Source organism: Pseudoalteromonas sp. UCD-33C, assembly GCF_001306895.1.
Classification (GTDB): Bacteria; Pseudomonadota; Gammaproteobacteria; order Enterobacterales; family Alteromonadaceae; genus Pseudoalteromonas.
Genome location: NZ_LJTB01000002.1, coordinates 779,705 through 805,719, shown reverse-complemented (window position 1 = coordinate 805,719; position 26,015 = coordinate 779,705). Strand labels below are relative to the sequence as shown.

Below are 26,015 nucleotides of genomic sequence, written 5' to 3'. Positions count from 1 at the left end.
GTATCTCGTATCTCGTATCTCGTATCTCGTATCTCGTATCTCGTATCTCGTATCTCGTATCTTTCATCCTATCTTGCTAATATTCTTCATTATTCCTATTTATTCAGCTTTTTATATCTGCATGAATAGCAAAGAATGGCGGCTCCACAACAAAAAGGAAATGCGTTATGAGTACATTCGGAACACAACTAAAACACTATCGCAGTGAGCTAAAACTGAGCCAACCAGAATTTGCAGAGCAAGTTGGAATAGAACAAAGTTACCTTTCAAAACTTGAGAACGATAAATCAGTGCCTTCGAATGACACATTTCGTTCAATATTAACGGCGCTCAATCTAACAATTTGCGACTTTATGGAGCCATTAAAACATTCTGTAGATAAAGCTCGGTTGATTAATGTGCCTGACATTGAAGCTTGGTATAAGCAACAAAGTAATAAGCAATTCATTAAACAGCGTTCACTCGTCTATATTGCCATACTGTTAAGTGCGCTAGGCTGTGCCATGTTTTATTTAGGGCATCAAGAAAAGCTATTCAATACAAAGTTCTATGAGTACAAATCATATGGTGTAGTGAAAGATAATGAACCAGATGGCATTTTTCATGATTGGCGAACGCTACTCGTAGAACAAAGCAGCGAGAAAATAGATGCAAAACGTCGAGAAATGATCAGCAGGCATGATTTTAAGTTTATTATTTCAGCGGACTATAAAGGTATTTCGTTTGTAGAATCTGGCGAGCAAGGCAGGCGTTTATATAGCCTTACTTCAAAAACACCTATTATCAAGCCCCATAAAGGCCATGTGTTGCTTGAGTTTATAGGTATCTTATTGTTTGTAGTTAGTGCAGGTCTCATAACATTTGAGAGTAAACTGACAAGACAGCATTAATGAGTTGTAGAACCTGACGCGTGTTAGCTTGCGTCAGGATCTCGAGGAATTAAATGTGCAAATTGCTGCTGGTGGATTTGTTCATATAGGGTAGCTGCATAGCTTTGCGCATCATGTAATCTGCGCGTACTGATGTGTTTTCTAAGATCATCAAGTGCAGCCGTTGCAGGTTCATAACCTTGGCTACTTGCCAGACTTAACCACACCGCGCCATGAAAAACACTGTGCGGTACACCTTGCCCTTTGATGAAAAACAGCCCCATATAAAATTGCGCCCTATGGTTACCTGCCATAGCTGCTAAGCGCATCCATTTTGCAGCAAGGGGAGGCTGTTCATTTTTTAAATAATACAAAGCTTTGTTTAGTACGTTTTCAACAGATTGAGTACTTTTATTTGGCGCCGACCCTTTATCGGGTTGGGTAATAAAGGCAAGTACATTATCAAGCTGTTGCTCTAAATCTAAGCCTACTGGCGAATTATCAGACATAGTTTAGTTATTTTCTTGAAATAAAAGACCTTATTAGTTTAGAACATTGCAAGGTAAAATGTCCTCTTATTGAGATAAAATATGATAAAATTAGCCAATTAATCTCAACTTAAAGTTCAACATGTTCGAAAGACTTTTCAAAATCACTGAAAACAACACTTCTGTGCGCCGCGAGACTATTGCTGGCATCACAACATTCATTACCATGGTTTACATTGTATTTGTTAACCCTGCCATGCTTGCAGAAGCGGGAATGGATCAAGGTGCGGCATTCGTAGCAACCTGTATTGCTGCTGCAATTGGCTGTTTTATCATGGGTTTATGGGCAAACTACCCATTAGCACTGGCTCCGGGTATGGGCTTAAACGCCTTCTTCACTTATGGTGTTGTTTTGGGCATGGGCTACACTTGGCAAGCTGCATTAGGTGCAGTTTTTATGTCTGGCTGTATCTTCTTATTCTTAAGCCTATTTAAGGTGAGAGAGTGGATCATTGATGCTATTCCTCTGGTGTTAAAACGTGCCATTGCCACAGGTATCGGTGCTTTCTTAGCCCTTATTGCACTGAAAAACGCCGGTATTATCGTAGCAAGCCCTGCAACCTTAGTGCAGTTAGGCGATATCACAGCCCCAGGCCCACTACTTGCGATTTTTAGCTTCTTTGTTATTGCAGCACTGTTATACCGCGATATGAAAAGCGGCGTACTTATCAGTATTTTATTAGTAACAGCAATTGCGCTTGGTTTAGACCTTGTGGAGTATCAAGGAATTATTTCAATGCCGCCTTCAATTGCACCAACCTTTATGCAATTGGATTTTGCAGCAGCATTCGAAATCTCAATGCTAACAGTGGTTTTTGCGTTCTTATTTGTTGATTTGTTTGACACTTCAGGCACTTTAGTTGCTGTAACGCAAAAAGCAGGTATTGCTGATGAACAAGGTAAAATGCCTCGTTTAGGTCGTGCTTTAAGTGCTGACAGCACAGCTACTATTGCAGGCTCAATGCTTGGTACGTCAACAACAACGTCTTACATTGAATCAGTAGCAGGTGTGTCTGTGGGCGGCCGTACAGGTCTTACCGCTGTGGTTGTAGGTATTTGTTTCTTGTTAATGATGTTCTTTGCGCCACTTGCTGGCATGATCCCAGCTTATGCAACGGCAGGTGCAATTTTATATGTTGCTGTGTTAATGATGCAAAACTTAAAGCTGGTAAATTGGGATGATATGACAGATGCCATTCCAGTGAGTGTGGTATTATTGATGACGCCGTTAACTTTCTCGATTGCGCACGGTATCGCCCTTGGTTTTATCTCGTATACTGCCGTGAAGTTGGTATGTGGTAAAAAAGATGAAATCAGTATTAGTGTGTGGGTATTAACAGCGCTGTTTATTGTTAAGTTTGCGTTTTTATCTTAATTTGCACAAAGCAAAGAAAAAGTGGTTTACCACTTTTTCTTTGGTGCGAATAATACGTCTAAATCGTCCTGCTCTTGTTCTGCTTTCTTCTTTAGTGACGTTGCATTTGATGCTTTCAACTCAGAGCTAATCGTTTCTAAATAGCCTTCAACTTCTTGTCTTTTCGAGTTTACATATTCATCGCTATAGCTAACTGAGGTCAGTGTTGCTAGTGCTTTTTCAAAATACTGTCTGGCAGAGCCCACCATATTTGCTGAGCGAGCTGAAATCCCGCGCTTAATTTGGCTTTCTACATTGATTCTTAACTGCAATTTTTCAAGGCGTTTATCTTCAGCAACAAATACTTGGCTATCTACCTTGCCTTTACCATGCTCTGAGCGAAGTACTGCTCGTAATTTCTTTATACCTTGAATTAGAGCTATTAATTGTTTGTCGTTATCTGGTAGTGCTAATGCATCGCTATTACTTGCTTCGATAGGAGAGGCTAGGCGTTCTTTAGATTCTTTTAGTCTGTTTTTTAATTCTTTTGAGCTTGGAGAAAGCTCGACCATTGAAACAAGTGCATCATAAATACGGCGTTGAATAATACGCAGAATATTTTCAGACATGGGGATATTGGCACTGTTAAGCAGTACATCTTCTGCCTCTTCAATGATTTTTTTTTGTTTTGTAAGCTCTTTACGGCGCTCTGCTTCTTGTTTTTCTTTATGTTGCTGCACAGCGCTGACCCATAAAGCGATCACGATTAATGCAACAATGAGCATGATGATGATAGAAACAATCATTACTAAATCTCAGTTTTAACTATCTAATTTTTTTATCTTACCTTAAAAAGATTAGATCTGAACAGTTTTGCGGTAGTTATCTCGAATAAACTTATTACGATTACTACTTTATAACGAGTATAGCGCTAAACTAGCACCTTTATTGAATATTTTGCGAGTAAACACGGCTACCGAGCAGTAATTTAATGTGTTAGCCTTAGAAACAATCGATATAAATGTATAGCGCGATGAAATATCGCTTGGCATTGCGCTTTGCAGCCTTTATAAATAAACAATAACAACGTTTACAATGCAGCCATGAAACTACAACAACTCAGATATATAGTCGAAGTCCAAAATCATAAACTGAATGTCTCTGCGACAGCCGAAAGTTTATTTACCTCGCAACCGGGGATCTCGAAACAAGTTCGTATGCTTGAAGACGAACTGGGTGTACAGATCTTTGGCCGTAGTGGCAAACACCTTACCCATGTAACCAGTGCCGGTAACGAAATTATTAATATTTCACGAGAAATATTGTCGAAAGTTGAAGGTATTAAAGCGGTTGCCAATGAACATACCTTGCCTGATCAAGGTAAACTAAACATTGCCACCACTCATACTCAGGCGCGTTACGCATTACCGAATGTTATTCAAGGCTTTATGAAAAAGTACCCGGCAGTGTCTTTGCACATGCATCAGGGTACGCCACAGCAGATTTCTGATGCGGCAGCACGCGGTGATGCTGACTTTGCCATTGCGACTGAGGCGCTGCATTTATATTCTGATTTAGTTATGTTGCCGTGCTATCACTGGAATCGTAGTATTGTTGTGGCAAAAACACACCCGCTTGCGCAAAAGGCTGATAATTTAACGGTTGCCGATGTGGCTAAATACCCACTTATTACTTATGTGTTTGGTTTTACTGGTCGTTCTGAGTTAGATAAGGCCTTCAATGCACATGGACTTGAGCCGCATATTGTTTTTACTGCAACAGATGCTGATGTAATCAAAACTTATGTTCGTTTAGGTCTAGGTGTAGGTGTTGTAGCATCTATGGCGATTGATCAAATAACCGATACTGATTTAGTCTGTATTGATGCAAGCCACTTATTTGAAGCGAGCACCACTAAAATTGGTTTTAGAAAGGGCAGCTTTTTACGCAGTTACATGTATGATTTTATTGAGCGTTTTGCACCGCACTTAACGAAAGAACTGGTTGAGCGAGCAAGCTTATTACGTAACCAAGAAGATGTTGATAAGCTCTTCGAAAACATTGAGTTACCAGTAAAATAGAGATAAAAAAGCCGCTTAAAAGCGGCTTTTTTATGCTGAAAGCGTGCTGTATATTAACACTCGATGATATTAACTGCTAAGCCACCGCGAGCGGTTTCTTTGTATTTCGTTTTCATATCATTACCTGTGTCGAGCATGGTTTTAATTACCTTATCAAGGGTCACTTTTTGCTCGCCAGAACCACGCATTGCAAGGCGTGACGCATTAATTGCTTTAATTGAGCCCATCGCATTACGTTCAATACACGGTACTTGTACAAGGCCGCCAACCGGGTCACAGGTTAGGCCTAGGTTGTGCTCCATGCCGATTTCAGCGGCGTTTTCAACCTGTACTACATTGCCACCCATGATTTCAGTAAGTGCACCTGCTGCCATTGAGCAAGCAACGCCCACTTCACCTTGGCAACCTACTTCAGCACCCGAAATTGACGCGTTCTTTTTATATAAAATACCAATTGCTGCCGCCGTTAATAAGTAACGTGTTGCGATATCACGGTCTACTTCTTTAATGAAAGTGTGATAATACATTAATACCGCTGGCAAAATACCTGCTGCACCATTGGTAGGTGCGGTAACAACACGGCCGCCGGCAGCGTTCTCTTCGTTTACTGCAAGGGCAAATAAATCAACCCAATCCATAGCACGTAATGGGTCGTTGTTTACCTCAATATTTAACTTAAGGTGTAAACTAGGGGCACGACGTTTTACTTTTAAACCACCTGGTAAGATACCTTCTGTACGCATACCACGCTCAATACAGGCTTTCATTACTTGCCAAATATTAAACAGCTCATCTTTGATGTCTTTTTCGCTGCGCAGGGTTTTTTCGTTGTGCATCATAAGCGTTGATACACTAAAACCTGACTCACGGCACAGTTCTAACAGCTCTTTTGCCGTGTTAAACGGATAAGGCGCTGGGTTTTCTTCGCGGATTTCGAGTGCTTTTTGTTTTTCGTTCTCGAACTCTTCATCACTGACGATAAAGCCGCCACCGATTGAGTAATACACTTTACTGAATAACTTTTCGCCATTTTGGCTGGCAATGATTTCCATTGCATTTGAATGTTTTGGTAATGTTTTACGACGATGAAATACAATCGCACCTTGTTTAGGGAAATTGGCTTTATGGCTTTGGTTTAAATAAATAACCTGCTCTTTTTCGATTTTCGCGAGGATATCGTCGACTAAGTCAGCATCAATGGTTTCTGGATCATAACCGGCAAGGCCTAAGATCACAGCTTTACCAGAGCCGTGGCCAATACCTGTTTGGCCGAGTGAGCCAAATAGCTCAACTTTAATATCGGTGACGTTTGCAAGTAAGTTTTTTTCTTCTAGTTCGTTTACAAATAAACGCGAAGCGCGCATTGGGCCAACAGTGTGAGATGACGATGGGCCAATACCAATACTAAACATATCGAATGCACTGATCATAATTTGCTACTCATTTTTCTATTAACGGCATACTACCTGCCTTTGAACGGTGCCACATGATAACGTTTAAACGTGCCTGTGTAACCCTAAAAGCAGGATAATTAAACTGGTAGGGCGAGCTGTTTTATAAAGTTATTAATTATGCTCGCTGTTGCTCCCCAAAGCAGTCCATGGGGGGTCATCAAACCTTGCAAAGTAATGGTTTTACCATTTCGCTCAAAGGGGAGGGGTTGCCAATTTTGTTGATTACTCAAATAAGATAAGGGCATTAAAAAGCTGGCAGCAACTTCGTTGGGATCTGCTTGCCACGTTGTGCCTTCGCTAACTACACACACAAAAGGCTCAATAGTGAAACCGGTTAGGGTCGCGTACTGATGTAATTTACCGTGGACAGTCACTTGGTGTGTCGCAATGTTAAGCTCTTCATTAAGCTCTCGAAGAGCGGTGTGCATTAACGTGTCATCTTGTTCTTCATACTTGCCACCCGGTAAGCAAATCTCCCCCGGGTGATGAAGTAAATAACTAGGTCGCTTGCACAGCAACAAATGCGCTTCGTCGTTAACATCAAGCAGAGGTAACATTACGGCACTGGCACGCTTTTCGGCATTAAAGCGAATGGTTGCTGGGCGCTCTGTGGTTTGACTTAAACTAAAACGGGCAATTATTTGCTGGCTATTCAAGGTAGTTACTTCAACTTTTACTTTAATAAAGGCAGTATTTTATTTACTTTATCGTAAGTTTCTTGGTACTCCAAGTCGACCTTTGAATCAGCCACAATGCCACCGCCAGCCCAGCAATAGATTGCACCTTTGTGGCACACTAAAGTACGAATTGTGATACTGGTATCCATGTTGCCACAGGCACTTAAATAGCCAATTGAGCCGCAGTACACACTACGGCGATGCGGCTCGAGCTCTTCTATGATTTCCATAGCGCGAATTTTCGGCGCTCCGGTAATTGAACCACCTGGGAAAGCGGCATGAATTTGGTCAACGGCATCTTTGCCATCTGCTAACTCTGCGCGCACTGTACTTACTAAATGATGCACAGCCGGAAAGCTTTCAATTGCAAATAACGAGGGGACGGTGACACTACCTGGGCGAGCCACTTTGCCTAAATCGTTGCGCAGCAGATCAACAATCATGACATTTTCTGCGCGGTCTTTTTCTGATTGCTGTAAACGAGTTGCTTGCGCTTGGTCTTGTTCAGAGTCAGCCAAACGAGGGAGCGTTCCTTTAATTGGCTTGGTTTCTATTTGGCCCTGATTAATCGAAATAAAACGCTCTGGTGAAATAGATAAAATAGCGCCATCAGGGTGATTTATATAGCTTGAAAATGGTGCTTTATTGGCTTCTCGAAGTTGTTTATATGCTTGCCATGTTGAACCTGAAAATTCAGCTTTAAAACGCTGTGCAAGGTTGATCTGGTAGCAGTCACCACTTTTTAAATAAGCTTGAATTTTCTCGAACTTTTCGCTGTAGCTGGCTTGACTCATGTTTGATTGCCAGTCGCTTTGTAGCGCGAACTCTGCACTTGCTGGTTTTTCGTTTAGGTGCTGCTGGTATAGCGCTAAGCGATTATGATTTGGCTGACAGACGTAAAACCAGCTTTGTTGTTGCTTATCATAAATAAGAGCATCTGGATAAAGGCCTACAGCCATTTGTGGCATGTTAATGTCGTTTTCGGCAGTACTTGGCATGCTTTCAATCACACGACCTAGGTCATAACCAAAATAGCCAAGCCACCCACCTGTAAAGGGTAGGTTATTAGGGTTAGCTGTGTGATTAAATTCCTGAAGACCTTCTTTCATCAAGCTAAAACAATCACTTGATTGTGTTTTGCCGTCGACAAAGCATGTATTTTCGCGCACTTCTAATTGCTTTAATGGTGCAATAGCAATGATATCGAAGCGGCTATTTACATGCTCGCTATTGGCTGAATCGAGCAACACAGCATGAGGCAAATGAGCAAAATGACTAAATAGCGCGATGCAATCACCACTTAAATTTAATTTAATGCACAAATTTTCATCGTTTATCATCTACATTGCCCTGAATAACTAGCCCGAAACGGGCGAGGAGGGTATCATAAGTTAAATTTGATTGGCAGCGTTATGATTTCCTTTATAGTGATGCCATGACTAACCCGTAGAGTAAATCTTCGTCACCGGTTTACTCAGGATCACGTACAGCGCTACGCGATAAAAACTTAAGGAACCCGTAATGAGTACAATTCGTCAGCAAGACTTCATTGATAGCATTGAAGATGCATTGCAATACATTTCTTTTTATCACCCTCTCGATTTCGTACAAGCCTTAGAAAAAGCTTACAACAAAGAGCAAAGCAAAGCGGCAAAAGATGCCATTGCGCAAATTTTAATTAACTCTCGTATGTCTGCTGAAGGTAAACGTCCACTGTGCCAAGATACAGGTATCATTACTTGTTTCGTAAAAGTAGGTATGGATGTTAAGTGGGATAAAACAGACATGACTGTTCAGCAAATGGTTGATGAAGGTACACGTCGCGCATACTTAAACCCAGATAACCCATTACGTGCATCAATTGTTGCAGACCCTGCTGGCACGCGTAAAAACACCAAAGACAATACTCCATCAGTTGTTCATATCGACTTAGTGCCAGGCGCTGAAGTAGAAGTAATGGTGGCAGCGAAGGGCGGCGGCTCAGAAAATAAAACGAAAATGGTTATGCTTAACCCATCTGATGATGTGGCTGCATGGGTTGAAAAAACATTACCAACAATGGGTGCGGGCTGGTGTCCACCTGGCATGCTAGGTATAGGTATTGGTGGTACTGCAGAAAAAGCTGCGGTACTTGCTAAAGAATCATTAATGGATCCGGTTGATATTCACGAGCTTATTGAGCGCGGCGCAGAAACAACTGAAGAAAAAATGCGTATCGATATCTTCGAACGTGCTAATAAATTAGGTATTGGTGCACAAGGCCTAGGTGGTTTAACAACCGTAGTTGATGTGAAAGTTAAAACGGCACCGACCCACGCAGCATCAAAACCAGTGGTTATGATCCCGAACTGTGCGGCAACTCGTCACGTTCACTTCACATTAGATGGTTCAGGCCCAGCTGATCTTAAAGCGCCTAAACTTGAAGATTGGCCAGAAGTTACATTTGAAGTAGGTGAAGGTACACGTCGTGTTGATTTAAACACACTGACTAAAGAAGACACGCAAGAATGGAAGATGGGTGAAACGGTTCTTCTGTCTGGTACTATCTTAACGGGTCGTGATGCCGCGCATAAACGTTTACAAGATATGATCCAATCAGGTGAAGGTTTACCTGAAGGCGTTGATTTTGATAACAAGTTTATCTACTACGTTGGCCCTGTAGATGCAGTGGGTGATGAAGCGGTAGGTCCTGCTGGCCCTACAACTGCGACTCGTATGGATAAATTCACTGATATGATGTTAGAAAAAACGGGCATCATTGGTATGATTGGTAAAGCAGAGCGTGGTCCTGCAACAGTTGAATCAATCAAAAACAATAAATCTATCTACTTAATGGCAGTAGGTGGTGCAGCTTACCTTGTATCTAAAGCAATCAAGAAAGCACGTGTTGTTGCGTTCGAAGATTTAGGTATGGAAGCAATCTACGAGTTTGAAGTAGAAGATATGCCAGTAACGGTTGCTGTTGATAGTGAAGGCGCCAATGCGCATACGCAAGGTCCTGCTATTTGGAAAGCAAAAATCGAAGAACTTGATGGCAAATTAAAGTAACCATCTTGCAACTCTCTTGAAAAAACGGCGCACCTGCGCCGTTTTTTTTCAGCTCTGACCAGTCTCAGCTATTTCTCTAACATCTCTTTAAAAGCCGATTTTAATTGGCTTTATCGGCACATTCTTCTTGTCACTTTTTCTTTACGCTATACTTTACCTTTACGTTCACGTAATAAAGTTTGTAATGTTAATATTTTGTTTTGAATTAACAATGCTTAATGCGTACATTGATTGGTATATTTTTTCCATAAAGTGTTAGTTTTTGAGTTGTTATTTCGGTCTGAGAACTTTGCTTAGTTTTATCATCTCATTTAGTGGCAAGGGAGCAAACGAAGTGATAAAGTCTCGGCACTTTCAGCGCTCACACCCCTTAGGGTAAGAAAATTTCGGAGTATTTAACTGTGGCTGTATTTAATAAAGTCGACTTTGATAACCACGAGCAAGTGGTGTTTTGTTCAGATAAAGAATCAGGCCTAAAAGCTATTATCGCGGTTCACAATACCAAGTTAGGTCCAGCGGTTGGTGGTTGCAGAATGTGGAACTACACAACTGATGAAGATGCTGTTACTGATGCACTTCGTTTATCAAAAGGTATGACCTACAAAAATGCTGTGGCACGTTTACCATTTGGTGGCGGTAAGTCAGTGATCATCGGTAATGCTAAAGAAATTAAATCAGAGCAACTTTTCCGTGCATTTGGTCGCCAGTTAGAGCGTTTAAGCGGTAGCTACTATTCAGCTGAAGATGTAAACATCACTTGTGATGATGTGGCAATCATGAATAAAGAAACTAACTATGTATTAGGCCTTGAAGGTAAAAGTGGTAACCCTTCACCGTTCACAGCATATGGTACATTCTTAGGTATTAAAGCCGCTTTACAACATCAACGAGGTCATCAAGATCTTGCTGGTATCAAAGTAGCCGTGCAAGGTTTAGGTGCAGTAGCATATGGCCTTTGTAAACACCTACATGAAGCGGGCGCAACATTATTTGTAACAGATATCAACGAACAAGCTGTTGAGCGTGTTGTAAATGACTTCAATGCAACGGCTGTGGGTATTGATGAAATCTACGACTTAGATGTTGATGTGTATGCACCATGTGCACTTGGCGCAACGGTAAATGACACGACTATCCCGCGTTTAAAAGCAACAATTATTGCAGGTTGTGCGAACAACCAATTAGCAGAGTCTCGTCACGGTGAGATCATCCGCGAAAAAGGTATCTTATATGCACCAGATTACGTAATTAACGCAGGTGGTATCATCAACGTTTATTACGAAACGGCACCAGAAGGTTATAGTGCAGAAGCATCAACGAAACACGTTGAAGGCATTTTTGATACGCTAACAGAAATCTTTGCTCGCTCTGAAAAAGAGCAGAAGTCGACGCATTTAATTGCCGATGAACTAGCATTAGAAATCATCGAAAACGGCTTATAATTTAGTAAATCGATAAATTTACAGGTAAAAAGGTGCGCAAGTCGCACCTTTTTTGTCTCTGTTATTTATCGCATCAAGGTGACGAAGTCACGCAGGCTAGGTAAACTCGGCTTTTAAATCTCGAGGGCACCTAATGAAAACTCCATCTTGTGAAATCACACCTATCGATCTAGCTACTTGGCCTCGCAAACAGCATTTCGCTTTTTTCAAAGAATTTTCTCTGCCATATTTTAATGTATGTGTTTCACTCGATATGGCGGCTCTATATAACAAGTGCAAAGCTGAACCGTATTCCTTCTTTCACAGCTATGTTTACCTAACACTTGAAGCATGTCATGACTATGCACCAATGCGCCAACGTATTATTGATTCGTTGCCGGTACAACTGTCATCGGTAAGAGGAAGTGTGGTCGAGCTTGCAGAAGATGAAACATTTCGCTTTAGTTATTTTGAAAAACAAGCGTCGATGGCAGACTTTTCAAAACACGCTATTGCTGTGGGTAAAACAAGTAAAGCAAAACCATTTTTCTCTGATGCATTTGCTGCAACAGAAGGGCAGCCTGACCTTATTCATATCTCAGTACTTCCATGGTTAAACTTTAGCGGCTTCTCGCATGCTGTAAGTGAGGGGCATGGTCTTGGTATTCCTAAGTTTGTGTTTGGTCAATATGATTCACAAACTGGCAAGATGCCGCTTTCAATCGATGTGCATCATGCTTTGATGGATGGCTTGCATGTGGCGCGATTTGTGAAAATACTGCAAGAAAAAATTACGAATTTTTGTAATTGATTGTTGCTAAATGTCATTAAAGTGAGTAAAAATTGCAACTAATGTAGTATTATCTGAAGTTAGGGATGACTTTGGCTTCACAGAGCTACATCACTGAATAGAACGATAATAAATATCAGGGTTTTAGTTTTATGGTGCGGGTAGTTAGTTGTATTTTTCTTTTATTGAGTTTCAGCGTTTTTGCTGATTCTGCACGCCTCTCTTTAAGTGATTATTTTACAGAGACTTGGAGCACTCGCGCCGGCCTTCCTCACAATAGCATTAATGGCGTAACGCAAACCAAAGATGGTTACATTTGGATAGCGACTTGGGAAGGGCTTGCCCGTTTTAATGGTCGTGAGTTTAAACTTTTTACTCGAACAGAAATTCCTGGCTTACCTGATTCTGGCTTACGTAGCCTGATCCCGATGGAGAATGGCGATTTATATATCGTGGGTGCTCGTGGCGGTATTGCGCTTCGTTCACAAGGGGGGTGGCGAGCATTACCAAGTTCATCAGCCATGGTTAACCATGCACTTGTTACTGAACAAGGTGAGCTATGGCTGGCACTTGAAGGGCAAGGCATTGTTTACCGCGCTTCTGAAACTGCCACTGAGCAAAAACTGCTTGATAAGCTAAGCGCATACCGTCTTTTACAAGACAACACAGGCGTGATTTGGGCTGCGACCAGTGATGGTCTTTATCAAATAAAGAATAAGCAAGTTAGTAAGGTCAGTGAAAACTCTGGGCTCCCTAATGCCTCTGTGTTTACCTTATTACTAACTGAGTCAGGCACTTTAATTGTCGGCACTGAAAAAGGGGCATGGCAAAAGCAAAACGATAAGTTTGTTGCTATTAATCCTGTCCTAAACAACGAATCAATTGCCAGCTTACTCGAAGATGCGCAGGGCGATTTGTGGTTTGGCACCATCAATAAAGGGGTGTTCAGACTCAGCAGTTTAGGCCTTGAAAACTTAGCGGCAGATGATGGCTTACCCAACAACCGTATTTTATCTTTACTGCAAGACCGCGAAAAAAGTATTTGGGTTGGCACTAATGCCGGGTTATTCCGCTTGCGTGAAGCACCATTTACTAATTGGAGTCAAAGCCGTGGGCTTGCATCTGACTATGTGCGTACCGTGTTATCGCATTCTGATGGCAGCTTATGGGTGGGCAGTAGTAATGGCTTAAACCGTATTGAAAATGGCAAGCTCACCACCCTTATTCAAGCTTATGAAAAAGATCCGCTATCCGTATTAAGTTTAACTGAAGATAAGCAGGGCGGAGTATGGGTTGGTACTTACACTGCCGGTTTAATGAAAGTGGTCAATGGGCAAATTTATCCCGTAAAAAACCGCAGTAATGGCCTGATCAGCAACGAAGTTCGCGCTGTGTTTTTTGATAAAGCTGATAACTTATGGATTGGCACCGCCGGTGGTTTAACCAAAATAGACCCTGCTGGGCAAACTGAATTATTCACCACCGAAGATGGCTTAATTGGTGATTTTATTATGGCCCTTGTTGAGGATGACCATGGCAGGTTATGGGTCGGCACGGGAGTGGGTGTGTCCATTTATGACCCAGCGACAAAGCAGTTTAAAACACTCGAGTTTCCAAAGCAGTTCAGCACTGAATATGCATTCGGCTTTTACTTAAATGGCGATAAAATGTGGCTTGCGACCGATAGAGGTCTCGTTCGTTACAATCTCAGTACAGATAAAATGAGTTTGTTTGGTCGAGACCAAGGTTTACCGGTCGATAAGCTATTCCAAGTCATAGAGCAAGGTGATTCATTGTGGCTGACCAGTAACCGCGGTGTTATTCAAGTGAACAAAGCTCAGCTAGTTGCACTTTTAGATAACCCTGAAAAAGTTCAACCAATGAGCGTTTCGATGCAGCTTTATGATGAAGGCGATGGCATGCTAAGCGCGCAAGCGAATGGCGGTTCAAACCCTGCTGCTGTACTTCATTCAGATGGTCAAGTATGGGTTGCAACAGCCAAAGGCGTCGCTATTGCGACACCAGAGCGCTTAAAAGAAGCCAGTAAACGACGATTATCGACGGTTATTGAAAGCTTTGAAGTCGATGGCAAACCCATGACTTTACCTGTTGGTAATGAGGTTTTGAGCTTACCTGCTGGTGTTTCTCGTGTTTCGTTTAACTACGCTGGGCTAAGTTTTATCATGCCTGGGCGGTTAAATTACCAAACTCAACTAAGTGGTTACAATCAACAATGGGTAGACAGGGGGCGCTTGGCCATTACCGAGTACACCAATTTACCACCAGGTAAATATACCTTTAAAGTGCGTGCAGGTTACCCAAATAGTGACTGGCAAAATAATGAGCAAGTTCTGCGTTTTAAAATTGCCCCTTATTTTTGGCAAAAAACCAGCTTTAAGTTATTTGTCTTAGTTGCTGTGCTTTTTGCTGCTTATGCCATTTATAAATACCGCTTATATCATTACAAGCGCATTGAAATTGAGTTAACGGAAAAAGTTGAACAGCAAATGCATGATTTGCAAACGCAAGCCGATGCCTTTGCTCATTTAGCGAATCATGACCAATTAACGCAATTACCGAATAGACGTGCTTTCGATATGTGGCTGTCTGAAAACTTTAGTCAGTTCCAACGTGATAATAAAACGCTCAGTATTGCGATTATGGATATTGATCACTTCAAACTGATTAATGACAATTTCTCGCACTTAATTGGTGATAAAGTGATTTGTGAAATTGCTCGTTTACTGCGTATGAATTTCCCTGATGAAGGCTATGCGGCGCGTTGGGGTGGTGAAGAATTTACCCTGTTGTTCCCATACAAAAATGCTGAAGAAGCCGCAAGATTGTGTGAAATTATCCGTTTAGAGATAGCGGGTTACGATTTCTCAGAATTAGCAGATAGTCTTTCTGTCACGGTAAGTTTTGGTGTAGCAGATAACGCGCAAGTTGTTGATTATGACCGCTTGCTATCACATGCCGATAACGCTTTATACAATGCGAAGAATAACGGTCGAAACCAAATTTTTATTTATAATCAAGGCTGTATTACGCTCGATTAATCAGCTTTTCAAATAAAAATGTGTGTAAACAATTGATCTTTTTTTGTTTGCACACATTAAAGTATCAAGATTGTTTTTTAGGCGATAGTAATGCTTAACCTGGTTTTGATACTTTTTTTAATAATTTTTGTTGTGTGTTACTGGCGCTGGGACGATATCCGTAACCACTTTTGGCAGAAAAAATACCTTAATAACTCCCTCAATGTTCAGCAAAAAAATCTGCTGTTAAAATATATGCCTATCTACCGAAAGATGACGGATGCCGATCGTGAAAAGCTGGAGCGTCACATCGTTTGGTTTTTAAATGAAAAACGCTTTATTGGTTGTGATGGTCTTAAGCTTAATGATGCAATGAAGCTGATTGTAGCGGCAGATGCCTGTGTTTTAGTGCTTAATAAACCGTGGCCATTGTATCGTAATGTAAAAGAGATCCTTTTATACCCAAGCGCGTATTATGCCCCGCAAACTTCTCGTGATAATGCTGGGCTTGTCAGTTATCACAATACCGTGCGTCAAGGTGAATCATGGCCTGGTGGAACCTTGGTATTGAGTTGGCATGATGTCCTTGAGGGGAACCGCTTACCAAGTGATGGTCATAATTTGGTATTTCATGAATTTGCCCATCAGCTCGACCAAGAAACCGGTAAAACCACGGGTACACCACTGCTTTCGAGTAACGAAGATTACCAAAAGTGGGCAAAAGTATTTAGCCGCGCGTTTAATCAACTCAAAACCCATTTAGCTTATGGCATGCCTCATGTTATTCATAGCTATGGCGCGACCAATGAGGCAGAGTTTTTTGCTGTTATCACCGAAACCTTCTTAGAAAAACCCGCTGAACTCAGACAGTTTGACCCAGAAATTTATCATTTACTGGTTGGCTTTTATCAGTTTGATCCGATTGCGTGGCATTAGTCGACTATTTACGTCTGTTTAACACGAATCACTGGAATCTTGCTATGCTATTTGGTGCAATCTTAAAAGTGTGCATATAAGCAAAACAATAAAAAGTGAGATTTCAATGAAGAAAATGCTTCATACAGCGCTCGCTGTATCTATTTCACTTGCTCTAACTGGGCAAGTGGCGGCAGCTGAGCAATCAAATGACGACAAATGGCAGGTGGACGCACCAAAAGGCCAATTCCTAGACGCTAAAATTAGTGTTGAGCAGGGCACGTGGATGAACGTAGATATTAGCCCTGATGGTAAAACAGTGGTGTTTGACCTACTCGGCGATATTTATACCATGCCAATGTCAGGTGGCACAGCAACGCAATTAACCAGTGATATTGCATGGCAAATGCAACCACGTTTTAGCCCTGATGGTAAGCACATTGCGTTTACTTCAGACCAAGGAGGTGGCGATAACATTTGGGTGATGGATTTAAATGGTGAAAACCAAAAAGCCGTAACGAACGAAACATTTCGTTTGTTAAACAGCCCAGCTTGGAGCCCAGATGGTGACTACTTAGTTGCGCGTAAGCACTTTACTGCAAGCCGCTCTTTAGGGGCTGGTGAAGTATGGCTCTACCACAAAGCGGGTGGTAAAGGTGTACAGCTAACCGCACGCGAAAACGACCAAAAAGACTTAGGCGAGCCAATGTTCTCACCAGATGGTCGTTATGTTTATTTCTCTCATGATGCAACGCCGGGTAAAACATTCCATTACTCTAAAGATTCTGTAGCGGGTATTTATAAAATTAAACGCTATGACCGTGAAACCGGCGAAATTGAAACAATTATAGATGGTATGGGTGGGGCTATTCGACCAACACCTTCACCAGATGGTAAAAAGCTTGCGTATATCAAGCGCGATGATTTCCAAACAAGCTTGTACTTATATGATCTTCACACCGGTGAGCATACCAAGCTGTATGGCGAGCTTGAGCGTGATATGCAAGAGACATGGGCAATTCATGGCGTATACCCAACAATTGCTTGGACACCAGATAACGAACAGCTGGTCTTTTGGGCGGGTGGTACCATTCACAAGCTAGATGTAGATGATAAGTCTGTCTCGACTATTCCATTTAAAGTTGAGACCAATAAGCAAATTCAAAAAGCGGTGCGTTTTACACAAAACATCGATAGCGATAATTTTGATGTGAAAATGCTGCGCAATGTACAAATTTCACCGGATGGTGAAACGGCTATTTTTGAAGCGCTAGGTCATATTTATAAACGTGATTTAGAGTCTGGCAAAGTAAAGCGCCTGACTAAGCAAGACGACCACTTTGAATTATTCCCGCAGTTCTCTCGTGATGGTAAGAAGGTTGTTTACACCACATGGGATGATAACGAACAGGGCTCAGTACGTGTTGTATCTGCGCGCAGTGGCCGTGGCGATACCATTACTAAAGAGCCGGGTAAATATGTAGAGCCAACTTTCAGCCCTGATGGCAAAACAGTTGTTTACCGTAAAGCGTCTGGCGGCAGTATCCTTAACCCAACATGGTCATTAGAGCCAGGCATTTACTCAGTAAGTGCTAAAGGTGGTAAAGCGACGCTAATCACTAAATCAGGATATCAGCCACAATTTGGTGCAGCGAATGACCGTATTTATGTGATGAGCCCTTGGCCGAAACCAACATTAAGTGTTGTTGAGCTTGAATCAAAGCAAGTTCGTAAACTTTACGAATCAGAACATGCTACAGAGTTTAGAGTATCACCAGATGGCCAATACTTAGCGTTTGCAGAGCGTTTTAAAGTATTTGTTACGCCATTTGTTGAGCGTGGCAAAACCATTAATATTGGCCCGAAAGATAGCCAATTCCCAATTGAGCAGCTTTCTGTTCGCGCGGGTGAAAACATCAGCTGGAGTGGCACAAGCGATAAACTTTATTGGAGCTTAGGCCCAGAGTTATATCATGCAAGCTTAGCGGGTTTATTTGATATTAACCAAAATGCAGAGACTGACTTTAAAGTTAAAAGCGGCGATAACATAGGTTTTACAAAAACCATGGCGGAGCCTAAATCAATCTTTGCGTTAACTGGTGCGCGTATTATCACCATGAACGGTGAGCAGGTCATTGAAAACGGCGTTATTGTTACTGATGGTAAGCATATTAAAGCGGTTGGTAGTAAAGACAGTGTTGCTATTCCTAAAGGCGCAGAAGTAATTGATGTAACTGGCAAGACAATTATGCCGGGTATTGTTGATGCGCATGCGCACGGCTCACAAGGCAGCGATGAGATCATTCCACAGCAAAACTGGAAGAACTTAGCGGGCTTAGCGTTAGGCGTGACAACGATTCACGATCCATCAAACGACACCACAGAGATTTTTGCTGCAAGCGAAATGCAAAAAGCAGGCATGATTGTCGGCCCTCGTATTTTCTCAACGGGTACCATTTTATATGGTGCAAATATGCCAGGTTATACATCGCATATTGACTCGTTAGAAGATGCTAAATTCCACCTTGAGCGTTTAAAGAAAGTAGGTGCGTTTAGTGTTAAATCATATAACCAACCTCGTCGTGAACAGCGCCAGCAAGTTATTGAAGCAGGTCGTGAACTTGAAATGATGGTTGTGCCAGAAGGCGGTTCATTGCTGCAGCACAACTTAACTATGGTAGTTGATGGTCATACGGGTATTGAACACTCAATTCCTGTTGCCAATATTTACGATGATATTCGCCAGCTTTGGTCTCAAAGCGATGTGGGTTATACGCCGACACTGGGTGTAGCTTACGGTGGTATTTGGGGTGAAAATTATTGGTACGACAAGACAGATGTGTGGAATCACCCACGCTTAAGTAAGTTTGTACCAAAGAATCAGCTTTTACCTCGCTCAATGCGTCGTGTTAAGGCGCCCGATCATCACTATAACCACTTTAACAACGCCCGTGTTGCTAAAGAGCTGCAAGACTTAGGTGTTTTAGTAAACCTTGGTGCTCACGGTCAACGTGAAGGTTTAGCGGCACATTGGGAAATTTGGATGTTTGCGCAAGGTGGTATGACACCACTTGAAGCTATTCGTGCAGCAACCTTAGATCCTGCTAAATACATTGGCCTTGATAACAACATCGGTTCTCTTGAGCCGGGTAAACTTGCCGATTTAATTGTTATTGACGGGAACCCGCTAACTAACATTCGTGATACAGATAAAATCGATTACACCATGATCAATGGTCGACTATTTGATGCTGTCACCATGAATGAAGTGGGTGAGAAAAAACGCGAAAAGTTATATTTTGAAAAAATCTAACATAGCGTAAATCTAAACTGAAAGCGGCCATTGTGCCGCTTTTTTATTGTTTTAAATGAGGAAAATGTTTAATTCCAACTAGTTTTGCTTGGCAGATCATGCCCTCTACAAGCGTCATCAAATAGTGGCTGTGCGAGTCTAGCTGCGAACTTTCCATGTTATTACACGCTGATAAACGCTGTTTAATTAACTGCTGGACTGCCATTTTATGCTCTTTGCAGGCTTGATTTATCGGGCTTGTAGGATCAGCAAACTCAGCGGCAGTGTTAATAAATAAACAGCCATTAAAATCACCTAACTCAGTCACTTCAGAATTAAACCAAGCTTCATGGCAGCTGATCAAAGCGACTTTAAATTCTTCAACAGTAGTTAGCTTGCTGGTGGCATGCGTTAACCAATTTAAAAACCTGTTATGTCGCTCACTAAGGCACGCTAATAATAACTCATCTTTACTTGCGAAATGATGGTACATGGTTTTTTTGGCGACACCCGCCACACTAATAATTTCGTTTATTCCCACACTATGAATGCCTTTTTGATAAAAAAGTGACAGGGCGGTCAAAATAATATGTGTTCGTTTATCCATAACAAGGTCTCATTAGGTGACTAATGATAGCTTGACAGAAGTAGACCAACTTGTCTACCATTTGCTGGTAGACAAATCGGTCTACCTATTGGAGGTTTTATGGAGAATAAAGTAAGCAAGGCGGCCATTGCGGGTATATTTGCTTGTATGGCAATTTTTGTATTGGCCTATTTACAGCAATTAGGAAGTTATGGGGTGTGGTTGATGGCCCCATTAGGGGCAACTGCGGTGCTGGTATTTGGTGTGCCACACAGCCCTTTAGCTAAAGCGAAGAATGTTATTGGTGGGCACTTTTTAACTGCACTAATCGGCGTTGTTTTTGTAAATTATGTCGGAGTAGGGCCTGTTGAAATTGCTATAGCTACAGGGTTGGCAATTAGCCTAATGATGTTGACAGATACCGTACATCCCGCAGCAGGCGCAAACCCAATTTTGATAATGCAATCTATGCAAAGCTGGGACTTTTTAGTGATGCCTGTATTGATTGGAACCGTATTTATAGTGTTGTTTGGCCATGTTAGCCAATGGGTTATAACTAGCCAAATGAACAGCCATAAAAAAACCGCTAACGAGTAGCGGTTTTTAAAATTGCTAAGTGTAATTTGATTACACAACACCACGCGGTAAACGACAATCGTGGTCTTTTTCAGCTAGGTTAACAATCCAAAGCTCTTCAGCTTTGTAACCGTCATCGTTTGCTGTAACAACAGTGAACGATGCTTTCTTAGCTGTTTTAGCCGGTGCAGCGGTTTTAGTTTTGGTTTTTTTCGCTGGTGCTTTAGGTGCTTCTTCTGCTTTAGGCTCAGCTGTTTTACCAGAAGTGAGCTCTTCAGTCAGCGCTGCAACATCAGCAAGGCGCATATTTTTGCCACCGTCGATGCTATACCAACCAGGTTTTGTTGTGATTTCAGGTTTCTTACCATTCGCTGCTTCGTATGCTGCTTCGAAGGCATTTAACACTTCTGTTTTGTCTAGTTTGCTCATCAGAGACCCTATACGTTGTAAACACAGATTAAGAATATATATTTATACCTATTTTCAGCTTACTTTTCAATTTTTTGCGATTTTCCTTCCATTTTTCACTCATAAACGCCAAAATTTGCACAAAATAGAGGGTTGAAGGACGATTTTTATATGCAACGCAAACAATTTACTCAATTATTAAACGACATTCTTAAACCTGATTCTATCGCTGACTTTTGCCCAAATGGCTTACAAGTTGAAGGTGCGAGCGAAGTAAAAAAGATAGTGACGGGTGTCACCGCTAGCCAAGCATTGATTGATGCCGCTATTGCAGAAAATGCAGATACTATTTTGGTACACCATGGTTATTTCTGGAAAGGGGAATCGCAGCCAATCACGGGCATGAAAAAGCGCCGTATTGCAGCGCTTTTAAATAATGATATTAACTTATATGGCTATCATTTACCGCTAGATATACACCCTGAAATTGGTAATAACGCGCAACTGGCTAAGTTACTCGATATTGAGTTCACAGGTGGGCTTGAATCTGGCCCAAATAGTGTGCCGGTAAAAGGCCGTTTAAAAACACCTTTAAGTGGTGAAGAATTTACCGCCAAAATAACCCAAGTACTTGACCGTGCACCATTAACTAGTTTGGTAAGAAAAGAGAAAATCGAAACCATCGCTTGGTGCACAGGTGGCGGACAAGGGTATATTGATTTAGCGGCAGCTCAAGGTATTGATGCTTATCTTACAGGTGAAGCCTCTGAGCAAACGATTCATAGTTCACACGAGCAAAGTATCGACTTTTTTGCAGCAGGGCACCATGCGACTGAGCGTTATGGTATTAAAGCCTTAGGCGAGCTTTTAGCTCAGCAGCATGGTTTTGATGTAACGTTTATCGATATCGACAATCCAGTCTGATGTTCTACAGCGCCTCTGGATCAATCCAGCGGCGCACACTCACCCATGCACTGCCAATTTTCTCATGCGCTACTCTGGTCACTGCAACAAGTACTGCAATGTTAGGTATAAACTGTTTGTACGTTGGATACTGACTAAAATCTTGAAAGTCGGTTGCCGCTGGGATCACATCAATGCCTTGTGCATTAAATAAGTCTTTCGCTCGCGGCATGTGGCTCGCTGAGGTGACTAAGGCAGTTTTTTTATCGACTAAATAAATGGCAAGTCGTTTCGCCTCTTCTGCGGTGTCCATGGCGAGGGGGTTTTGTTTAATTCTCGTTGCAGAAATACCTAACGCTTTTGCTGTCTCAAACATGAGCTGGCTATTGGTGGTATTAGCAAAGCCGCCTCCTGATACATAAAGGGTGGCATTTGGATAGTGATGGGCAAGCTTAACACCTTCAAGTAATCGAGCAAGCGCGCAATCGCCTAACTGGTGGTTTGCTTGAAGGCGCGAGTTGGGCATTATTGAGCAGCCAAGTACTACAATGTTATCGAGTTTAGGGTGTTTCGCTTGGTTAAATTGCCAAGCTGGGTTATTGCTTGCAGCTATCAGTGATTGACCAATAAATGGCGTGCTTATCAGCATTAAAGTTAAAATACTAACAAAGCCAAAATAGAGTGCTTTGCGTTTGTGTGCAATGGCTAAAAATACCATCACTAAAGTAAGAAGCCCGAGCAAAGGCAGGGGCATTAATAATGAGCCAATGATCTTTTTAATTTCAAACATGTATCAACACTATTGTTTGTAACAGGTGCAGCTATGTTAGTTATTTTGCCTAGCTTTAGCGACCGTTATTTTGCTTACATGTATTTAAAAAGTGGCGATAAACTGGGTTATCTTTCATATTCTTTTTCATCGCTAAATACATAGGGCGAGTAAGGCCTAGTGCACCTAACGGAATAGACTTAATGAGCCCTTGGCTTTCATAAGGGGTGACTAGCCAGTCTGGTAATGCTGCAACCCCCATACCTGCACTCACTAATTGAAATATCAATAAGCCTTGGTCAACCGTTTTAAGCGTGCCATCAAAGCGTGCATTTTGAATAAAATGTTTAAAGATGTCTTGGCGCTCACGGGGAATAGGGTACGAAATAATTGTTTCGTTCTTTAAATCAAGGGCGGTGACATAGGCTTTTTTAGCCAACTCATGATCCGGTGCAACGATTAGTTTCAATTTAAAATCAAACAGGTGAGCATACTCAAGTTGATCGGGTTCACGAATATCAGAAGTCAGCACTAGATCTAATTCATCATTAATTAAATCTGGAATGGCGTCGTAACTAAAGCCGCGCTCGTAATCAATTTTAATATCAGGCCAAAAATTATTAAATTCTTTGATGGTTGGGAGCAACCAATGAAAGCAGGCATGACACTCAACGCTTAAACGTAAATTTGAGATTGGCTGGTTAAGGCTTTCTTTTAACCGACATTTTGTTGCCTCAACACGAGGTAATACTTCATTAGCAAGCTCCAGAAGTAGCATACCTTGCGGAGTAAAACGCACAGGCTGTGTTTTACGTTCGAACAGCTGGCAATCTAACTTATTCTCGAGATCTTTAATTTGATGCGATAAAGCCGATTGAGTTAAAAACAACTCACGGGCGGTATTGACCAAAGAGCCTGTTTCTTTAAGGGTCGCTATGGTTTTTAGGTGCTTTATATCAATCATCTTTAAAAAATCTCATGGAAAATGTGAGTCTAACTCAGATTACGAACATACTACGCCTTAGAATTTATTTTTTCAACGTCTAGACGTCTAAAATGTGCGGTTATTTTAACTGCTTTTTTACAATACGCCTTTTCATAAATAATTGACAGCGTTGTCATGTGTTTTTTTGTAGTTTAACTATGAAATTCCATGAATTTACCTCAAGTTGAAACTTGCAGTTTAAATCGTGATACAGCTTGCGATTAGTAATTTGATTTTTAATTAAAATTACTGAGAGTAGGGTTTAGTTATTTGCTAAGATATTATTTTTTAAGGTGTTATTATCTTCTATTAGGTGTAATGTGATTTTTTAAAGGAATGTTTGTGATACGTACCGTACTTTTACTCTGTGCATGCTGGGTTTTGCCTGTTTGCGCTGGCACTATTTACAGCCAGTTTCCAACAGAGATTGACCCGCATGGTCACTATGTTTTTTATTCACATGGTTTTATCGTCGAAGGGACAAACCCTAAGCCTGTTCACAAAACCTTTGGTGTTTATGACTTTATTGCAGTAAAAGAAGCACTAACAGATGAGAGCTATCATTTAATTGCCTATCACAGGCCAGAGGGCACTGAGCCATTTACGTTTGCGAAAAAGCTCGCTGTAGATGTTGAAGCATTGATCAGTGCCGGTGTTGCTGAGTCGAACATTAGTTTGGTTGGTTTTTCACGGGGCGGGGCATTGTCGATCATAGTAGCCAATGAACTTAAACGTACACATATCAACTTAATTATATTGGCAGGTTGTGCAGGCCTTATAAAAAATCACACATCAGTTAAGGCTTATGGCAAGGTGTATTCTATCTTTGAGCGCTCAGATAAGGTTGGCTCTTGCCAATTTTTAATTGATAGAAGTGACGTAACCAAGTTCGAAGAATTAAGCATTAATACAGGGCTCTCCCATGGCGCATTTTATAAACCAAAAGATGAGTGGCTGTTACCAATTAAGAAGTGGTTAAAGGATTAACTATGCCTTATATATTGCTCGTTTTGGTGATCAGTGTTTTGGGCGTGAGCTCCGTAAGCTATGCTGAGCCGTTTACTTTGCCACATACTAATACTGTGTTACTTAAAGATAAACATACCGAAAACGAATACCCCATTACGATTAAATTGCCACGCAGCTACCAAAAGCAAAACCAGAAGCGCTACCCAGTTGTTTACCTGTTAGATGCAAACTACAGTTTGCCAATTACCTCTGGTGCTAGTCGCTTTATGATGAATTCGGGGACTATAGAAGAGGTAATTATCGTTGCAGTAGGATATCAAAAAGGTGTATCAGGGCTTGATAGCCGTATTTATGACTATACGCCATTTGAAGATAAAAATTGGCAGCGTAAAACTGGCGGAGCAAGTCAGTATCTAAACTACCTAAAACATACTGTATTGCCTTATATTGAGGCCGACTTCAGAACAACCCAAAAAAGTACGTTAGTCGGTAACTCACTTGGCGGTTTATTTGCGGCTTATACCTTATTCACTGAGCCTTCGCTTTTTTCAAATTATATTATCGGCAGCCCTTCAGTGTGGTTTAAAGAAAACTCAATATTAGCTATGGCTGTAAAACCAGCTGCCAACACAACAAAAGTTTACATCGCAGTGGGAGAACTTGAAGAAAGCGAAGGTGAAAAAATGGTGTCGGGCGCAAGGCAATTAGCAGCTAAAATTAATAAACATAGCGGCGCGCTGGTTACAACAAATTTATTTGTTATCCCTCAGGCACGCCATGCAACTGCATTCCCAACAACGATTACCCAAGCCTTAGACTGGATTTACCAGGTTAATGGCAATTAAAGAGCGTGACACTTTTTATATTTTTTGCCGCTCCCACAAGGGCACTCGTCGTTACGGCCAATTTTAATATCTGCAACTGGCATTATATCACCATCTAAGTAACGCCATAGGCCATCTTCTTTAATAAAACGCGACTTTTCGTGTAACTCACAATACAAGTTTTGGTAAAAGTAATTAGCTTTAAATTCGACAAAACCTTCTTGATCATTATGTTCAGTATCTAAAACACTTAGCTTGGTAAAACGGCAGCTATTAGCAAAATCTTTAATTTCGCGAACAGGGTTAGCGGCTTGTTGGCTTTGTGCATAGGTACTGAATACATATTTCGCATCTTTCAGCGCGTAAGCACTAAAACGAGAACGCATAAGTTGCTCTGGGGTATCAGCTTGGCTTGCACCTGTATGAAAAGGCTGGCAGCAAAGCTCGTAAGTCGATTCGCTGCCACAAGGACAAAGGGAGTGTGTGAGTGATGTCATAACAACTTACC

General features: G+C 41.5%; 23 protein-coding genes. 13 read left to right on the top strand and 10 right to left on the bottom strand.

The genetic code is table 11. From position 1 onward, the window contains the following. The first annotated feature begins 167 nt into the window (after window positions 1-167). On the top strand, window positions 168-890 hold the full coding sequence (locus AOG26_RS06840; RefSeq protein ID WP_054561793.1) for a helix-turn-helix domain-containing protein: 723 nt from the start codon (window positions 168-170) through the stop codon (window positions 888-890). A gap of 23 nt (window positions 891-913) precedes the next feature. Here AOG26_RS06840 and AOG26_RS06835 read toward each other — a convergent pair whose 3' ends face one another. Continuing rightward, a complete protein-coding gene (locus AOG26_RS06835) occupies window positions 914-1,378 on the bottom strand; it encodes a sel1 repeat family protein (protein WP_054551621.1) in 465 nt (154 codons plus the stop codon). Between the two features lie 121 nt (window positions 1,379-1,499). On the opposite strand from AOG26_RS06835, the gene AOG26_RS06830 reads away from it, so the two are divergent. Continuing rightward, window positions 1,500-2,792 (top strand): NCS2 family permease, encoded by a 1,293-nt coding sequence (locus AOG26_RS06830; protein WP_054551620.1) that lies wholly within the window; start codon window positions 1,500-1,502, stop codon window positions 2,790-2,792. Between the two features lie 26 nt (window positions 2,793-2,818). Here the strand turns inward: AOG26_RS06830 and AOG26_RS06825 are convergent, their stop codons facing one another. After that, window positions 2,819-3,577: a hypothetical protein gene (locus AOG26_RS06825; protein WP_054561792.1), complete on the bottom strand. Its 759-nt coding sequence runs from the start codon at window positions 3,575-3,577 to the stop codon at window positions 2,819-2,821. 297 nt (window positions 3,578-3,874) lie between these two features. On the opposite strand from AOG26_RS06825, the gene cysB reads away from it, so the two are divergent. Next, window positions 3,875-4,852: an HTH-type transcriptional regulator CysB gene (gene cysB, locus AOG26_RS06820; protein WP_054551618.1), complete on the top strand. Its 978-nt coding sequence runs from the start codon at window positions 3,875-3,877 to the stop codon at window positions 4,850-4,852. A gap of 53 nt (window positions 4,853-4,905) precedes the next feature. Here cysB and AOG26_RS06815 read toward each other — a convergent pair whose 3' ends face one another. The 3 genes from AOG26_RS06815 to pabB form a co-directional block, all read right to left on the bottom strand. Continuing rightward, window positions 4,906-6,282 (bottom strand): L-serine ammonia-lyase, encoded by a 1,377-nt coding sequence (locus tag AOG26_RS06815; protein ID WP_054551617.1) that lies wholly within the window; start codon window positions 6,280-6,282, stop codon window positions 4,906-4,908. Between the two features lie 101 nt (window positions 6,283-6,383). Next, window positions 6,384-6,962, bottom strand: coding sequence for an NUDIX hydrolase (locus AOG26_RS06810; RefSeq protein ID WP_054561791.1), 579 nt, complete (start codon window positions 6,960-6,962; stop codon window positions 6,384-6,386). A 17-nt stretch (window positions 6,963-6,979) separates the two neighbouring features. Continuing rightward, on the bottom strand, window positions 6,980-8,323 hold the full coding sequence (gene pabB, locus AOG26_RS06805; RefSeq protein ID WP_054561790.1) for an aminodeoxychorismate synthase component I: 1,344 nt from the start codon (window positions 8,321-8,323) through the stop codon (window positions 6,980-6,982). 181 nt (window positions 8,324-8,504) lie between these two features. On the opposite strand from pabB, the gene AOG26_RS06800 reads away from it, so the two are divergent. The 6 genes from AOG26_RS06800 (at window position 8,505) to AOG26_RS06775 (ending at window position 19,508) form a co-directional block, all read left to right on the top strand. Next, window positions 8,505-10,031, top strand: coding sequence for a fumarate hydratase (locus AOG26_RS06800; protein WP_054551614.1), 1,527 nt, complete (start codon window positions 8,505-8,507; stop codon window positions 10,029-10,031). 401 nt (window positions 10,032-10,432) lie between these two features. Continuing rightward, entirely contained in the window at window positions 10,433-11,473 is a 1,041-nt protein-coding gene (locus tag AOG26_RS06795) for a Leu/Phe/Val dehydrogenase (RefSeq protein WP_054561789.1), read from the top strand. Window positions 11,474-11,606: 133 nt separating this feature from the next. Then, window positions 11,607-12,263, top strand: a complete 657-nt coding sequence (locus tag AOG26_RS06790) for a CatA-like O-acetyltransferase (RefSeq protein ID WP_054561788.1) — start codon at window positions 11,607-11,609, stop codon at window positions 12,261-12,263. 131 nt (window positions 12,264-12,394) lie between these two features. Beyond that, window positions 12,395-15,301 (top strand): ligand-binding sensor domain-containing diguanylate cyclase, encoded by a 2,907-nt coding sequence (locus tag AOG26_RS06785; RefSeq protein WP_054561787.1) that lies wholly within the window; start codon window positions 12,395-12,397, stop codon window positions 15,299-15,301. A 90-nt stretch (window positions 15,302-15,391) separates the two neighbouring features. Then, complete coding sequence (locus AOG26_RS06780) at window positions 15,392-16,216, top strand: M90 family metallopeptidase (RefSeq protein ID WP_054551610.1); 825 nt, start codon at window positions 15,392-15,394, stop codon at window positions 16,214-16,216. A gap of 106 nt (window positions 16,217-16,322) precedes the next feature. After that, window positions 16,323-19,508, top strand: coding sequence for an amidohydrolase family protein (locus tag AOG26_RS06775; protein ID WP_054561786.1), 3,186 nt, complete (start codon window positions 16,323-16,325; stop codon window positions 19,506-19,508). Window positions 19,509-19,551: 43 nt separating this feature from the next. Here the strand turns inward: AOG26_RS06775 and AOG26_RS06770 are convergent, their stop codons facing one another. After that, on the bottom strand, window positions 19,552-20,094 hold the full coding sequence (locus AOG26_RS06770) for a TetR/AcrR family transcriptional regulator (protein WP_054561785.1): 543 nt from the start codon (window positions 20,092-20,094) through the stop codon (window positions 19,552-19,554). Between the two features lie 99 nt (window positions 20,095-20,193). On the opposite strand from AOG26_RS06770, the gene AOG26_RS06765 reads away from it, so the two are divergent. Then, a complete protein-coding gene (locus AOG26_RS06765; RefSeq protein ID WP_054561784.1) occupies window positions 20,194-20,670 on the top strand; it encodes an HPP family protein in 477 nt (158 codons plus the stop codon). Between the two features lie 30 nt (window positions 20,671-20,700). Here AOG26_RS06765 and AOG26_RS06760 read toward each other — a convergent pair whose 3' ends face one another. Next, window positions 20,701-21,078 carry a hypothetical protein gene (locus tag AOG26_RS06760; RefSeq protein ID WP_054561783.1) on the bottom strand — a complete coding sequence of 126 codons (378 nt, stop codon included), beginning with the start codon at window positions 21,076-21,078 and terminating at the stop codon, window positions 20,701-20,703. A 150-nt stretch (window positions 21,079-21,228) separates the two neighbouring features. Between AOG26_RS06760 and AOG26_RS06755 the strand changes: the two genes are divergently transcribed. Beyond that, a complete protein-coding gene (locus tag AOG26_RS06755) occupies window positions 21,229-21,981 on the top strand; it encodes a Nif3-like dinuclear metal center hexameric protein (RefSeq protein WP_054561782.1) in 753 nt (250 codons plus the stop codon). Between the two features lie 4 nt (window positions 21,982-21,985). Here AOG26_RS06755 and AOG26_RS06750 read toward each other — a convergent pair whose 3' ends face one another. Both AOG26_RS06750 and AOG26_RS06745 read right to left on the bottom strand, forming a co-directional pair. Then, on the bottom strand, window positions 21,986-22,750 hold the full coding sequence (locus AOG26_RS06750; RefSeq protein ID WP_054561781.1) for a YdcF family protein: 765 nt from the start codon (window positions 22,748-22,750) through the stop codon (window positions 21,986-21,988). Between the two features lie 55 nt (window positions 22,751-22,805). After that, complete coding sequence (locus tag AOG26_RS06745) at window positions 22,806-23,693, bottom strand: LysR substrate-binding domain-containing protein (protein WP_054551603.1); 888 nt, start codon at window positions 23,691-23,693, stop codon at window positions 22,806-22,808. A 363-nt stretch (window positions 23,694-24,056) separates the two neighbouring features. Here AOG26_RS06745 and AOG26_RS06740 point away from each other — a divergent pair, with 363 nt between their 5' ends. Together AOG26_RS06740 and AOG26_RS06735 are read left to right on the top strand one after the other, a co-directional pair. Next, entirely contained in the window at window positions 24,057-24,701 is a 645-nt protein-coding gene (locus AOG26_RS06740; RefSeq protein ID WP_235575467.1) for an alpha/beta hydrolase, read from the top strand. 2 nt (window positions 24,702-24,703) lie between these two features. Further along, complete coding sequence (locus AOG26_RS06735) at window positions 24,704-25,528, top strand: alpha/beta hydrolase (RefSeq protein WP_054561780.1); 825 nt, start codon at window positions 24,704-24,706, stop codon at window positions 25,526-25,528. Here AOG26_RS06735 and AOG26_RS06730 read toward each other — a convergent pair. Then, window positions 25,525-26,004: a YchJ family protein gene (locus tag AOG26_RS06730; RefSeq protein ID WP_054561779.1), complete on the bottom strand. Its 480-nt coding sequence runs from the start codon at window positions 26,002-26,004 to the stop codon at window positions 25,525-25,527. The two genes, AOG26_RS06735 and AOG26_RS06730, sit on opposite strands and share 4 nt — an antisense overlap. Window positions 26,005-26,015 lie beyond the last annotated feature (11 nt).

Excerpts from the sequence above, each read along its gene's own strand:
- cysB (WP_054551618.1), top strand. The coding sequence starts at position 3,875 with ATGAAACTACAACAACTCAGATATATAGTCGAAGTCCAAAATCATAAA.
- AOG26_RS06830 (WP_054551620.1), top strand. The coding sequence starts at position 1,500 with ATGTTCGAAAGACTTTTCAAAATCACTGAAAACAACACTTCTGTGCGC.
- AOG26_RS06790 (WP_054561788.1), top strand. The coding sequence starts at position 11,607 with ATGAAAACTCCATCTTGTGAAATCACACCTATCGATCTAGCTACTTGG.
- AOG26_RS06775 (WP_054561786.1), top strand. The coding sequence starts at position 16,323 with ATGAAGAAAATGCTTCATACAGCGCTCGCTGTATCTATTTCACTTGCT.
- AOG26_RS06800 (WP_054551614.1), top strand. The coding sequence starts at position 8,505 with ATGAGTACAATTCGTCAGCAAGACTTCATTGATAGCATTGAAGATGCA.
- AOG26_RS06835 (WP_054551621.1), bottom strand. The coding sequence starts at position 1,378 with ATGTCTGATAATTCGCCAGTAGGCTTAGATTTAGAGCAACAGCTTGAT.
- AOG26_RS06760 (WP_054561783.1), bottom strand. The coding sequence starts at position 21,078 with ATGAGCAAACTAGACAAAACAGAAGTGTTAAATGCCTTCGAAGCAGCA.
- AOG26_RS06785 (WP_054561787.1), top strand. The coding sequence starts at position 12,395 with ATGGTGCGGGTAGTTAGTTGTATTTTTCTTTTATTGAGTTTCAGCGTT.
- AOG26_RS06825 (WP_054561792.1), bottom strand. The coding sequence starts at position 3,577 with ATGATTGTTTCTATCATCATCATGCTCATTGTTGCATTAATCGTGATC.
- AOG26_RS06780 (WP_054551610.1), top strand. The coding sequence starts at position 15,392 with ATGCTTAACCTGGTTTTGATACTTTTTTTAATAATTTTTGTTGTGTGT.
- AOG26_RS06765 (WP_054561784.1), top strand. The coding sequence starts at position 20,194 with ATGGAGAATAAAGTAAGCAAGGCGGCCATTGCGGGTATATTTGCTTGT.
- AOG26_RS06840 (WP_054561793.1), top strand. The coding sequence starts at position 168 with ATGAGTACATTCGGAACACAACTAAAACACTATCGCAGTGAGCTAAAA.
- AOG26_RS06815 (WP_054551617.1), bottom strand. The coding sequence starts at position 6,282 with ATGATCAGTGCATTCGATATGTTTAGTATTGGTATTGGCCCATCGTCA.
- AOG26_RS06745 (WP_054551603.1), bottom strand. The coding sequence starts at position 23,693 with ATGATTGATATAAAGCACCTAAAAACCATAGCGACCCTTAAAGAAACA.
- AOG26_RS06735 (WP_054561780.1), top strand. The coding sequence starts at position 24,704 with ATGCCTTATATATTGCTCGTTTTGGTGATCAGTGTTTTGGGCGTGAGC.
- pabB (WP_054561790.1), bottom strand. The coding sequence starts at position 8,323 with ATGATAAACGATGAAAATTTGTGCATTAAATTAAATTTAAGTGGTGAT.
- AOG26_RS06730 (WP_054561779.1), bottom strand. The coding sequence starts at position 26,004 with ATGACATCACTCACACACTCCCTTTGTCCTTGTGGCAGCGAATCGACT.
- AOG26_RS06750 (WP_054561781.1), bottom strand. The coding sequence starts at position 22,750 with ATGTTTGAAATTAAAAAGATCATTGGCTCATTATTAATGCCCCTGCCT.
- AOG26_RS06755 (WP_054561782.1), top strand. The coding sequence starts at position 21,229 with ATGCAACGCAAACAATTTACTCAATTATTAAACGACATTCTTAAACCT.
- AOG26_RS06770 (WP_054561785.1), bottom strand. The coding sequence starts at position 20,094 with ATGGATAAACGAACACATATTATTTTGACCGCCCTGTCACTTTTTTAT.